Source organism: Bacillus inaquosorum KCTC 13429 (assembly GCF_000332645.1).
Classification (GTDB): Bacteria; Bacillota; Bacilli; order Bacillales; family Bacillaceae; genus Bacillus; species Bacillus inaquosorum.
In genome coordinates this window covers 712,307-726,065 of the sequence record NZ_AMXN01000001.1, presented here as the reverse complement: position 1 = coordinate 726,065, position 13,759 = coordinate 712,307, and the positions used below count along the sequence as shown (strand labels likewise).

General features: G+C 40.1%; 8 protein-coding genes. 4 read left to right on the top strand and 4 right to left on the bottom strand.

Annotated elements, in window-relative coordinates:
• Positions 1–337: 337 nt before the first annotated feature.
• Both BSI_RS17195 and BSI_RS17200 read right to left on the bottom strand, forming a co-directional pair.
• Positions 338–643: a nucleotide pyrophosphohydrolase gene (locus BSI_RS17195; protein WP_003236469.1), complete on the bottom strand. Its 306-nt coding sequence runs from the start codon at positions 641–643 to the stop codon at positions 338–340.
• Complete coding sequence (locus BSI_RS17200) at positions 640–2,286, bottom strand: DUF2075 domain-containing protein (RefSeq protein WP_003236467.1); 1,647 nt, start codon at positions 2,284–2,286, stop codon at positions 640–642. Before BSI_RS17200 ends, BSI_RS17195 begins: the two co-directional genes overlap by 4 nt.
• A gap of 276 nt (positions 2,287–2,562) precedes the next feature.
• On the opposite strand from BSI_RS17200, the gene BSI_RS17205 reads away from it, so the two are divergent.
• Positions 2,563–5,586 (top strand): DEAD/DEAH box helicase, encoded by a 3,024-nt coding sequence (locus BSI_RS17205; protein WP_003236465.1) that lies wholly within the window; start codon positions 2,563–2,565, stop codon positions 5,584–5,586.
• 99 nt (positions 5,587–5,685) lie between these two features.
• On the opposite strand, the gene fbp is transcribed toward BSI_RS17205, so the two are convergent.
• Together fbp and BSI_RS17215 are read right to left on the bottom strand one after the other, a co-directional pair.
• The gene (gene fbp, locus BSI_RS17210) at positions 5,686–7,611 is read right to left on the bottom strand and encodes a fructose-1,6-bisphosphatase (RefSeq protein WP_003236463.1); all 1,926 of its coding nucleotides are present in this window, start codon (positions 7,609–7,611) and stop codon (positions 5,686–5,688) included.
• A 295-nt stretch (positions 7,612–7,906) separates the two neighbouring features.
• On the bottom strand, positions 7,907–8,617 hold the full coding sequence (locus BSI_RS17215) for a GntR family transcriptional regulator (RefSeq protein WP_003236461.1): 711 nt from the start codon (positions 8,615–8,617) through the stop codon (positions 7,907–7,909).
• A gap of 157 nt (positions 8,618–8,774) precedes the next feature.
• On the opposite strand from BSI_RS17215, the gene BSI_RS17220 reads away from it, so the two are divergent.
• From BSI_RS17220 to BSI_RS17230, 3 genes are all read left to right on the top strand, one after another.
• On the top strand, positions 8,775–10,643 hold the full coding sequence (locus BSI_RS17220; RefSeq protein ID WP_003236458.1) for a beta-glucoside-specific PTS transporter subunit IIABC: 1,869 nt from the start codon (positions 8,775–8,777) through the stop codon (positions 10,641–10,643).
• Positions 10,644–10,656: 13 nt separating this feature from the next.
• Positions 10,657–12,096, top strand: a complete 1,440-nt coding sequence (gene bglA, locus BSI_RS17225) for a 6-phospho-beta-glucosidase BglA (protein WP_003236455.1) — start codon at positions 10,657–10,659, stop codon at positions 12,094–12,096.
• Between the two features lie 292 nt (positions 12,097–12,388).
• Positions 12,389–13,741, top strand: a complete 1,353-nt coding sequence (locus tag BSI_RS17230; RefSeq protein ID WP_003236451.1) for a polysaccharide pyruvyl transferase family protein — start codon at positions 12,389–12,391, stop codon at positions 13,739–13,741.
• Positions 13,742–13,759 lie beyond the last annotated feature (18 nt).

Genomic DNA, 13,759 nt, shown 5'->3' with positions numbered 1-13,759 from the left:
TAATTCAAGAAAAAAGAAGAAGGAACCAAAGTGTTCCTAAATGAGAATACTCTTGTTGTTAAATTTATTGACTATCTTGAGTCTTACTAATTTATAGAAGGGTAAAAGTTGGGGAAAATCCTGAGCTAAATTTAGCGCGGACATTTAGATATAAATATAAGTATAATTTAAGGTTTTCTCATCAACTTCAAAATTATTTCTTTTGTTTAAGGAAGAGGTAGAGTCCAATCATTTGTTAACCATTCCCAAGCACATAATTAAAAGATCGTCATGCACTTATTTTATTTTCTGATGCATGACGATTGCTTTAATTAAATGTAAAGGAAATATAATTACTCTACTCTTTGACCGGATACTTCCGACCATTCTTCACAATCTTCTCCTCAATAATCTCCTTCACATCCATATCAAGATCTGAACAGAGCATCAGCGAATAGATAAGAATATCAGCGATTTCCTCACGAATGTTTTCTTCGTTTGCTTTGAGTGCTTCTTCGCTGCTTTTCCATTGGAAGTCTTCTAACAGCTCGGCTGCTTCAATTGAAATGGAGATGGCGAGATCCTTTGGGTTGTGGTATTGTCTCCAGTTGCGTGCGTCTCTAAATTCATTAATCGTGTTAATTAAATCTTTGATTTCGCTCATTTTTTCCTGCTCCTTTTTAACTCTAGCAATCTATTTCTTAATTTAACATCCGTTGCGTATATGTAAAGACCGTTGATGCCCCGTTTCATGAGGACATTGATAGAGTTTAGAATAATCTCTTCCTTTATTTTCTTAATTTTCTCGGCAGACATGTCATCTCGTGTGGTGAATGCGCCTGTATCTTTATATTTTGCAGTGTCGATGAAAAGCTCATCCTTTTCACTATCATAGCTGACAGAAGGTCCTAGAATGACGCCAACATAATTTAGGTCAAAGCCTTGAACAGTATAGATGGAACCGACCTCTTTAATCGAATCTGCATGTTCTGCCCAAGTCCATTTGTCATTTGTAGAATTCCATGGCATGTTAATGCCTTCCTCATCGACAATATAAGTAGCACCATCTTTTTTATGGATATAATCAAAGGTCGAGACAATACGTGATAGACCAACTTCATTATTCTTTTTCTCAATTGCAGCTTTAAAGTCGGCATGGTCCTCAAAGATTTTGAGCTGGAAGGTATCATTATTTTCTTGCGGCAGAGGGAGCAATTGTTTTGAGACAAAATGGTTAATCCACTTTAGTGTGTCTGGATTTGCATTCATTCTCATTTGCTCCGTGAGCTTTACTGTTTTCGCATGATATTGATTGGTGATCTCCTCAAGCAACCTTTCATTCCAATAGCTTTTAATTTTTAACACTTGTTTAGGATCGAAGATGACAATAGTGATTCTACTGCGTTTAATGATTTCCTCTAGCTGATTTTGATGGTGGAAATTATTGTATCTATCCTCTTTGGTTAAAAGCAGATGAGCCTCATCTACTAATACAATATCAGCTGTTTCCCCTGTTTTTGACATTTGATTTATAAAGGAGGTAGGCTTCATTAAGTTTTTTTTCTTTAAATTTGGTAAGCTGTTTGCGATGCTTTTATAAGTCTTCAGCATTTCACCATGGTTCACAAGTAAGTAATTGTTCTTGTTTTTTAAATGTGAATTTTCATCTTTAGATAAATCCTGAATCGTGTTAAATAGAGAGCTCAGTAAGACACTTTTCCCTGTTCCGGCATCTCCTTCTATAGAAATGACATGGTTACCTGGTTTTTCAATATGCGCCTTGCAAAAATCAAGAATTTCATTTTTGATCTCCACCTGCTGGGGAGAGAGCTCTTTATACGGAGATAGTTTGTAAATATCTTTATTTCTGAGGTTTTCAAGGGTGTCGCTGACAACATTCTCTTTCCGAAGCTGATTCCAAATTTCCTCAAAAAGATGTTCGTTATAAAATTCTTTTTGATAATAATGATGCATTTCTCTCGATCGTGTCTGACTGACATTTTGCAATTGGTAGTGATTTTCGGCAATAAAGTAATTAATAAGATTTGTCTCAATATTGTAGGAAGCTGACTGATGAAATCTTTCATGACCAATGAAAATGGTTCGCGTTAAACTTATTCGCTTCTTGTCTCTCAAATGATTTTTCAATCGTCGTGCAGCCTGCACAGTCTGCCCAATATATGCAGTCGGCTTCTTTTTTTCGTTATAAAGAATGTATACAATCGGATTGTTATCTAATTGAGATGCCTTCAACGCAAGAATTTGTTCTGTATTAAAATCTCTTTTTTCAAACACAAGTTCACTCATATGACTAGCCCCTGTTATGTCTTTTTTACTGTCATCGTATCATAAATTTAACAGATGATCTCAGAGTTTATGAATCAATCATGAATTTTCACTAAAATGAAATGTTCTAAAATCTAATAATTTTAATGTGTGATCTAGTTAATTATTCAATATTTAAACAAATGTGTCGAAAAAAAGAAAAGAGACTGATCAATCAGTTTAGGGATTTTGTACAGATACCAGTTGGATCAATTGAGGACAATAACCGAATGATGTTGTTAAAAATAGGAGGAAATTATGGGGAAGATAAATGTAAATTCTGTATTAAGGGCATGGCACTTAGTTGAGGCTTTATCACCAAGCGGAGTCAATGGTATAGGAGATGAATTGGGTAGAAGCCATTTTTTAGATGGTCAACAACGAAAGAAAACAGAACAAGTTCTTTTTTCTGAAAGGCCTTGGGAGAGGCATCAGTTGAAGGACTCTGAAAAAAATTTTATTCAATTTCGTTACTATTTAGGTTGCTTTGAGCAACATAAACTTGTTAGCTATCTACGTGATCTATTCCAAAATAATGAAGAAATGATTAATAGAGATCAGAAAATGTTATTTAGCATGTCTTTTTTAGTTGACCATACAGGCAAGTATGTAAAGGATTCTGCATTTGTACCTGTACTTATGTATGTGATGAAATTAATAAACGAACATCTTGAAGTGGCATATGATGATTTGATGACTACATTTCGAGATCAGTTGAGATTATTTGAGGAACAGGTTGATGCCATCTTTGTAAATGGAGTAACAGAAAAAGCCCTTAAGAAAGTACTTGAAGTATATGAACGGTATTTTTTACGAATAGATAATATGGCGCTTCATTATTTTGAGAAAGAAATTTTGAAGGTTGGACAAGATGGACGGGTAAATAATTTTCATAGCTTTTTCTTAGAGGACTTAGGAGATATTATCTCACAAGGAGAAAATGAAACACTACGGCAATTTATTGAAGGGGTAGATAATAGAACGAACATTGATGAAAATAGAGTTTTAATTGAAGATGTGTTGCAGCCTAAAAATGTACCTAACGGCAGGTGGCCGTCACCTGTTGAACATAGATTATCCTTAATGCAGCAAGTAGCTGTAAATCAAATTATAAATAACAATCAAAAGATAAGCTCTGTGAATGGCCCGCCAGGAACAGGGAAAACGACACTGTTAAAAGATATTTTTGCAAATCTCATGGTTGAAAAAGCAGAAAAAATGGCTTGTTTTGAAAACCCAGAAAAAGCTCTGAAAAAAATAAAGAAATTAGTTTTAGATGGCTATCATTATACTATTTATGAAATTGATAAATCTATTAATCAGTATTCTATGGTAGTGGCTTCAAGCAATAATGGAGCAGTTGAAAATATCTCAAAAGACCTTCCTAAAAAGAAGGAAATTATACGTAAAGTTACAGATGAAAATGTATTTTCTTCTTATGAAAAAGCATATGCATTAGAAGCAGAGGAATTATCGATGTTTCCTTTTGCGGCAAAGGCTCTTCTCGGTGAAGAGACAGATGCTTGGGGACTATTCTCAGCATCTTTAGGAAAGTCGGAAAATATATCTCACTATTACAAAAAACTTTATTATAGAAATAATAACGAATCTGAACTATCATTCATTGAGCAATTAGAACGAGAAAATAAAAAAATAAGCTTAACAGATTGGAAGAATGCAGTAACAGATTTCCAACAAACATTGAAATCAGTTAAACAAAAGAAAGCAGAACTACAATCGTTATGCGAAATTTTTAAAAAATATAGGGATATAAATAATCAGTTATTGTTACTAGAGGCAGAACAAGAAAAGTTAGTATTAAAGACAGCTCATTATAAACAACAGAAACGGTTGTTAGAGAGAGAGTTTCAGACGCTTTCTAAACCAACTTTTTTTCAAAGATTATTTCATACAAAAAGAAACAAATTATTACAGATGGAAGATCAACTGCAAAAAATAACTATGAAAATAAAAAATGAAGAAAAGGAATGGGATCTTTTGCAGATGAGATCGAATCAAATAAGGATGGAGTTAAAGAAATATAGGGATTCTATCAACAATAAATGCAAAAATCAGGGGTTAGTAATACCCGATGATAATTATTGGACCAATTCTCAAAGTGCATACGAATATAGGCAATTACATACACCTTGGCTAACTGATGAATTGAATTTTGAAAGAGGGCTTCTTTTTTTAAAGGGAATGAAAGTCCACAAATTGTTTTTAATATTTAATTATAAAGCAATAAAATCAAGTTTGCGTTTGTTAAATTATCGAAGTAAGTTAGATTTAAATCAGACTGAGCACAGAATGTGGTTACAACATATGTGGGGTGTAATCCATTTAATCACACCCGTAATAAGTACAACCTTTGCCAGTGTTCGAACAATGTATAAAGGAGTTGGACGTGATTTTATTCGTTACTTATTTATAGATGAAGCGGGACAAGCTACTCCGCAACAAGCGGCAGGTGCATTATGGAGGTCTCAAAAAGTTGTCGTTGTTGGTGATCCAATCCAGATTGAACCAGTTGTCACCATTGATCGAACAATATTAGGAGATATAAAAAAATTTTATGGTATTGAAGATCGGTTTATTGAAATAGGGAGTTCTGTACAATCACTGGCGGATGTGGCGAATCCATTTGGAATGTATAACAATAAAGGACAGTGGATAGGGACACCTTTATGGGTTCATAGGAGATGCTTAAATCCAATGTTTACAATCGCTAATCAAATTGCTTATGATAATAAAATGGTTTTAGCGATAAAAAAACAAGGGAAAAGCGAATGGTTTGACTGTAAGGGAGTAGCGGTTAATAAGCAGTTTGTAAAAGAGCAGGCAGATTTAGTTGCTGAAGAGATTTATCAAAAATGGGAAAATACATTAAATGCTCCTGATTTATATGTTATTACTCCCTTTACAGCAGTGAAAGATGGTCTCAAAAAAACAATTAAAAAGCGATTGGCAGAATTAAATGTACCAAAGAAAATAGTAAATGATTGGACTCGAAGCTCAATAGGAACTACCCATACCTTTCAAGGAAAAGAAACCGACACTGTTTACTTTGTAGTGGGGACAGATCAAAATAGTGATGGAGCGGCAAATTGGTCGTGCTCAAAGCCTAATTTAATTAATGTTGCAGTTACAAGGGCAAAAAAAGAGTTTTATATTGTTGGGGATTATGATCGTTTATCAAAAAAACAAAATTATAAATCGATTGCTGAGAATGTAGACCAAGTCATAAGACCTAACACTAATAGAAGTACTTTTCATCTTTGATAGTGAGCCTCTCAAAACCTTATTTTGAGAGGCTTTTTGTTGATTTATATTCGATTGTAAAAAAGGGCCCAAAGAATATAATCCCTGAACCCACACCCCTCACTTCATATACCGATACTCCCGCAAACTCTCCAAAATCGCAACTTCCTGTAGCAATTCCTCACCCACATTCGTTTCCTTCACTTTCTTTCGCTCAAGCTCTTTGTCCACTAATCGTTTCACCGTTAAGACGTCGGTTCCGGTGCTTAGGACTTCTGCCTTGGAGTTGAAGTGTTTATGGGCGACGAGCTGCATGCCGTAGGAGTTGTATAGCAGTGTGTAGCCGGCGATGCCTGTTGTGGACTGGTAGGCTTTGGAGAAGCCGCCGTCGATGACGATCATTTTTCCGTTTGCTTTGATTGGGTCTTCTCCTTCGATTTCTTTTACGGGTGTATGGCCGTTGATGATATGGCCGTGATCTGGATTGAGGCCGAATTCTGCCAGGATGTTTCGGCAGGTTGCCTCGTCTTCGCGTAAATAATAATACGGGTTTTTCTTCTCTTTATGCGTTTCCTTCTCTTTGATGAAATAGCGCTCAAATGTCGTCATGGCGCGTTTTCCGAAGAGGGAGGAATACTCGCCTGTCCATAAATACCAAGCCATATCTGTCGCCAGATCATCGGTTTCTTCCGGGTGGGCAAACGCTTCCCGTAAGAATCGTTCAAATACATCGAGCAGCTCACGGCCCGCATACGATTTATCCTCAATCATCATCGTCTCCATATTGCCGTTTTCATCGACAGGAATACAGCCGTGAATCAACAGGTTGCCGTTATATTTTAAATAAAGGCTGCCTTTTTTCATCATAAAATTCATATGGCGGCCCAGCTTTTCGGAATGCTGGACAGAGAATAGCAGCTTGTCTATGACTTCTGCTTCTTCTTCTAATAGCTGATCTGGCTGTTCCGGATTAACCGTCGCAAAGCAGGTGTTTTCCAGTTGATATGTTTTTCCGTTTAGCGTGATTTCATTTTTGTCATAATCTATTTTCTCTAATAACAGCCGCTCTTCCATATTAAAGTTCGGCCGTCTCTTGATAATCGGGCTCTCGAGTTTGAATTGGATCATCGCAATCGCTTGATGGATTTTGGTGATTTGCTTAATCTCATCCTCTGGCCTGTTGTCGTCTGCTTTTGGACGGAACGCTGGATTATCATCGTAATATTTTTCGGCCAGGTTCAGCAGCGGTCTCAGGTTGATGCCGTACACGTCTTCAATAATGTCCAGATTGTCATAGCGGGCACAGATACGGATAATATTGGCCAGACATACTTTGGAACCGGAATAGGCGCCGATCCAAAGGACATCGTGATTTCCCCACTGAATATCGACAGAATGATAGTTGATCAGTTCTTCCATAATTCTATCCGGCTGCGGGCCGCGGTCGTAAATATCGCCGACCACATGCAGATGGTCGACCACCAATCGCTGAACGCTGTAAGCAAGGCCGGTGATCAGCTTATCGGCTTGGCCAAGTTCAATGATCTGTTCAATGATTTCGGAGTAATATTGCTCCTTGTTGCCAGCTTGTTCTGTTTTGTATAACAGCTCCTCCGTAATATAAGCAAACTGGGCAGGCAGTGCTTTGCGCAGTTTGGAGCGGGTATACTTGGAGGAGCAATAAGAAACGAGCTTAATCATTCGGTTAATCGTTTCTTTATACCACTCGTTTAATGCTTCTTTCGCATCAAAGTCATGTTTGATTAACTTCAGTTTGTCTTCCGGATAATAGACCAATGCCGCTAATTCATCAATTTCTCTATCGTAAATGACACCGCTGAAGATGTCGCGTATCTTCTCTTTGACTCGTCCTGAACCATTACGCAGCACGTGCTGGAATGCCTGATACTCCCCGTGCAAATCACTGACAAAATGCTCAGTGCCCTTTGGCAGGTTCAGTATCGCTTTTAAATTAATGATTTCCGTTACCACTTTTTCTTCACAATCATATTTTTGTGCGAGTAGATCTAAGTACTTGCTTTCCAAAATCGTCCATCCCCTTTTTAGAATAAACCCCTATTTATGAGCATTTGCATGATAAGGTGAATTTAAAAGTATGACATTATTTTTAAACATTGGACCTTTATATGATAGTAACGCATAACTGCTTTTAGAGACAATTAAAACGAGGAAAGAGGTGCTGGGATGAGCGAGGATATAGATAAAGCAGAAAACAGAAGAGAAAGCTAAGGCTGCAAGAATGTCGGGTAAGTCATTCAGAAAAAAGACCAAGAATAAATTGTTCTTGGTCTCTTTCACTTTCTGCAGGTTGAGCGTTATTTCACAACAAAAAACTATTAGCCTGCACCACAAACTGCGACTGCTCATAATTATAGGAAATCTTCGAGTAATCAAACGGCTGTCCATTCGTCAGATGAAAAATACTTTCTATATACAGCTTCGGCAGTCCAGCCTCCAACTCCAAATACTCCGCTTCCTCCTCAGTCAGCTGACCCACGTGAAGAAACAAATCAGAAAAACCAATCTTCAATCCCAGTCCTTCCCGGATGTAGTGGAAGATCGAGTGAGAGACGATTTCGTTGTTTAAATACGTCACGATAGATTTGTTGTAGTAGGATTCTTCGTAGCAAAGAGTTTGGCCGTTGATGTAGCGGACCCTTTTGACATAGTAGATGTCCTCGTCAATTCCGATGTTCAGGTTTTCTGCAGCTTCCGGTGTTGGCTTTCTCACGTCCAGTTCGATGACCTTTGAGGTGACGTTGAAATCCTCGAGGTCTTTTTTAAAGCCCTGATTCGACAGGAGGCTGAGGTAGCCTTTTCGTTTATGCTTTCTGACGAAGATGCCGCTCCCTCTGAGCTGAAAGATCGCGCCTTTTTGCTCTAATAGATCCAGGGACTTTGTGATTGTACTTTTGCTGACTTCAAACTGGGCCATGAGGGTTTCTAGCACTGGCAGTTTGTCTCCCTGTTTGAGCTGGTGTTCTTCTATATATGTTTCAATTTCCGCTGCGATTTGCTGGTACTTTAACATACGCATTCCTCATTTATTCGTTTAGTTTCACTTGCCAAAATTATAGCATAAACCGCTTACAATGATAGTCGGTGTCAAAATGTTTTGTTTGGGTATTGATAAATTATACCGGTACAATTATAATGAAAGCGCAACCAAAACTAAGGGGTGGGTGAAAATGTCGGGTAAAGTGAGAGATTATACGAGACTAGCGAAAGACATTTTGGAGGCCGTTGGCGGGGAAGAGAATGTGATTGGAGCTTCTCGCTGCGCGACGAGGCTTCGGTTGGTGCTGAAGCGGTCTAACCCCAAAGCGAAGGATATCGTAAAGTCGATGCCCGGCGTCATTACGGTTGTGGAGAACAGCGGCCAATTCCAGGTTGTCATTGGACAACACGTAGGGGAAGTGTACGAGGAATTTTCAAAGCTGGTCCATATTGATCTGTCTGGCGAACAGGGTGAGAATAAAGGAACGATATTGAATCGGATCATTACGACGATGTCAGCAGTGTTTGCGCCGTTTGTATACATTCTGGCCGCTGCCGGTATTTTGCAAGGTGCACTCATTATAATTAACTTATTGTTTAATGGCTTTGAGAAAACAGGAGTTTATCAGGTTTTCAGTTTCATATCTTGGGCGCCGTTTACGTTTTTGCCTATTTTTATCGCGATTACGGCATCAAAGCATTTTAAAACAAACACGTATATCGCTGTAGCGTGCTGTGCCGCGTTAGTCAGTCCGACATGGGCGGAGATGGCAGCTCAAATCGCAGATGGAAAGAGTATTTCTTTCTTAGGGATTGCCTTATCGGAAACGACATACACGTCTTCCGTGCTGCCGCCATTATTTTTAGTGTGGATTTTGTCTTATGTAGAACGATTCTTGAATAAGAGAATGAACGAAGTGGTCAGACCGTTGTTTGTTCCGTTTGTATGCATGGTCATTATGGTGCCGTTAACGATACTTCTGATTGGCCCTGTGACAACATTAGGCGCAAATGGGATTGCAAACGGTTACAACTTTTTGGCGGAAAACGTGCCGGCTTTGGCTGGAGCAATCATCGGTGCATTCTGGCAGGTCATCGTCATCTTTGGTGTACATTGGGGCATCACGCCGATGGTATTGGCAAACTTTGATTTATACGGTCGGGATTCGTTCCAAGCATATCAAACGATTGCGGTCATCGCCCAGGTTGGGGCCGTACTCGGTGTCATCCTGAAAGCGAGAAACAAGGAAACGAGAAAAGTCAGCGTTTCAGCTGGGATCACGGGGCTATTTGGTATTACAGAGCCGGCGATCTACGGTGTGACCTTGAGATTTAAGAAGCCGTTTATCTTTGGCTGTATGTCCGGCGCGGTTGGCGCAGTCGTGGCAAGCTTTTTCAATCCGTATTACTTTGCCTATGCGGGACTTCCAGGGCCGCTGACAGTCGTCAATGGCATCAATGAACAATTCCCGACATCATTCTGGGGCATTTTAATCGGTGCTGCGATTGCGGTGATTCTCCCTGTTGTGCTGATTCAGATCTTTGGCTACGGTGAGGATACTGCTGCACAGCCGGAAAAGGAACATCTTCAAACGACACAGGCGAATGAGGAAACCGTATATGCTCCGTTTAGCGGCAAGGTCATCCCGCTATCTAACGTGCCTGACGAGGTATTTAGCTCAGGTGCGATGGGACAAGGGTTGGCGATTGAGCCGTCCGATAACAAGCTCTATGCCCCGTTTGACGGAACCGTTGTCATGGTGGCGCCTACGAAGCATGCGATCGGCCTGCGTTCAGCATCTGGTGTTGAATTGCTTGTGCACATCGGACTGGATACGGTGACATTAGACGGCACTCCTTTTTCCTTGAAGGTCAAAGAGGGCGATACCGTCAAAAAAGGCGAAGTGCTTGCTGAGTTTGATAAAGCTTTCATTGAAGAGAAAGGGTTAACAACGATTACCCCGGTCATCATCACGAATTCACATGCATATCAGGAAATTCTCATCGAGGATCTTGAAGAAAGTACGTTAGACCAAAAATTATTTACAGTCGTAAGCTGAGGAGGAATAACACATGGGAAACATGCCGAAGGATTTTTTATGGGGCGGCGCATTAGCTGCCCACCAATTTGAAGGCGGATGGAATCAAGGCGGTAAAGGGCCGAGTGTTGTCGATGTGATGACAGCGGGTGCACACGGCGTTCCGAGAAAAATTACGAATACCATTGAAGAGAACGAATTTTATCCGAACCATGAAGCCATTGATTTCTATCACAGATACAAGGAAGATATCGCTTTGTTTGCGGAAATGGGCTTAAAATGCTTGCGGACGTCCATCGGCTGGAGCCGGATTTTTCCGAAAGGCGATGAGGCTGAACCAAACGAGGCGGGCTTGAAATTCTATGATGATGTGTTTGATGAATTGCTGAAGCATGGAATCGAGCCGGTCATTACCCTGTCTCACTTTGAAATGCCGCTGCATTTGGCAAGGGAATATGGCGGCTTCAGAAACCGGAAAGTCGTGGATTTCTTCGTCAATTTCGCAGAAGCTTGCTTCAACCGTTACAAAGATAAAGTGAAGTACTGGATGACATTTAACGAGATCAACAACCAAATGGATGTGAACAATCCGCTGTTCCTATGGACGAATTCAGGTGTTACGGTCGACGAAAACGAAAATGCCAAGGAAGTGATGTACCAAACGGCGCACCATGAATTAGTGGCGAGCGCATTAGCGGTGGCAAAAGGAAAAGACATCAATCCAGACTTTCAAATTGGGGCCATGGTGTCACACGTGCCGATTTATCCTTACTCCTCCAATCCTGAAGATGTGATGCTGGCTGAGGAAGAAATGAGACAGCGCTATTTCTTTCCTGATGTACAGGTTCGCGGTTACTATCCAAGTTACACGTTGAAGGAATTTGAACGAGAAGGCTACAACATCACATTCGAAGACGGTGATGATGAGATTTTAAGAAAGGGTACCGTCGATTACTTAGGCTTCAGCTATTACATGTCAACAACCGTGAAAAGTGATGTGGAAAATGATAATACGGGCGATATCGTCAACGGCGGATTGCCGAATAGTGTCGAAAATCCGTATATCACCTCTAGTGACTGGGGATGGGCGATTGATCCAACTGGGCTGAGATATACGTTAAACCGGTTTTATGACCGGTACCAAATCCCGTTATTCATCGTGGAAAACGGCTTTGGCGCAGTGGATACGCTGGAGGAAGACGGCAAGATCCATGATCCAGAACGCATTCAATATTTGAGATCACATATTGAAGCATTGGAAAAAGCGGTCACTTACGACGGTGTTGATTTAATCGGCTACACGCCGTGGGGGATTATTGATATCGTCTCCTTTACAACAGGCGAAATGAAAAAACGCTACGGCATGATCTATGTTGATCGTGACAATGAAGGAAACGGATCCATGAAGCGGTATAAGAAAGATTCATTTGAGTGGTATAAAAACGTCATTCAAACGAATGGTGAGGAATTATAAGCAGCTGGCCCGAATCGAGCACTTTTACCGGAGTGCCTGGTTCGGGTTTTTTTAGTGTGATCCGACCCGATATCCAGTAATGGGAATAGATTACCAGTGTTGATTGCTATGTTATGATTTCACCTGTGAGATGCTTTTTTGTATAATTTAATATTAGAACGGAAGAAAGGGAGAGAGTTTGTGAGTAAAAAAGAGATGAAAGCGGGTGTCTGACAGAAAATTTTAAGATCATGATAGAATTCCCTGAGCAAATCTCCTAATTAAAATTTGGATAGGAAGGGGCAACATCACATTGAAAAACATATTAATAAGAGCTGGCATATCACCATTTGATACATTCGATGCAGCTGAAATGATTGTTCGCAACTCCATTGGCGGCAACGTAGGAAACTTAGTATATGCCTACAGTGTGTTTCGTACGCTGATGACAGAAGGAACGACGATTACTCCTGATTATTATCGGATTCATCCAGCAGACGCTGAAAAAATTAATAAAACATATGATATGTATATTATTCCGCTGGCAGATGCATTCCGCGAGGATTTCGTGCCTTCTTTACGGAAATATACCCAATTAATTAAGAAACTAACCATTCCGGTTGTTGTGATTGGTGTTGGTTTACGGGCTCCGTTTGAACCAAAATTAAATGAAGGTTTTCCTTTTGATGAGGATGTAAAGGCGTTTGTGAGTGCCGTGCTGGAGAGATCAAATATGATCGGTGTCCGCGGTGAGATTACAGCGAAATACCTTTCCAGATTAGGATTCCGTGAAGGTATTGACCATACTGTAATTGGCTGTCCGTCTATGTATGCGTTTGGAAGAGAACTGAAGATAAGAGAAACCCATATCACACCAGAATCAATGGTGACGGTTAACTCATCAAGGCTGTCTCCTAAGCATGTGCTGGACTTCATTACGAGAAGCATGAAAGAGTTCCTGAATCATTACTTTATCCCGCAATGGCGAAAAGAGATGATTCTAACGTATGCTGGTGCGCCTGCGATAGCGAAGCCTGCCGATAATTACCCGGTCAGCATGGACGATCCAGCTTATCAGAATGATAGAGTCCGGTTCTTTTTAAATGTGCCGACATGGCTGGATTTCCTGAGACAAGCTGATTTAAGCTTTGGCGCAAGGCTGCATGGAAATATCGCAGCGACGATTGCCGGAACACCGAGCCTTTTGCTTCCGAAAGATGCGAGAATGCGGGAATTAGCTGAGTACCATCAGTTAACGCATGTCATGGCAAATGAGATAACGGAGCAAACAAAACTGTCAGAATTAATTGAAACACTTGATTTTCATCAGCCTGAAAAACGGCAAGCGCAAAACTTTGACCATTTCATCAGCTTCCTGAATCAAAATGAATTGGACCATATTTATAAAGAAAAAGCGATTCCTGATACCGTTCCTTTTGACGAAAAGCTATCTAACACAAAGCTTCTTCCGCCTGTGACTACAGTTAGCGGCTGCAGTTCCACAGAAACAGCGAAACGCTGGGAAGCGCTTATGGCGTTAGAAAATGCCAAAAAGGAAAAAACCATTAAAGATCTGAAAAACAAGGTCAAAAAGTATCAGGGCACTTTAAATAGGAAATCAGTGCGTATCGCTTTAAAAACAGCAAATATGCTGAGTGTGAAGTGACCATTCACTAACATTACA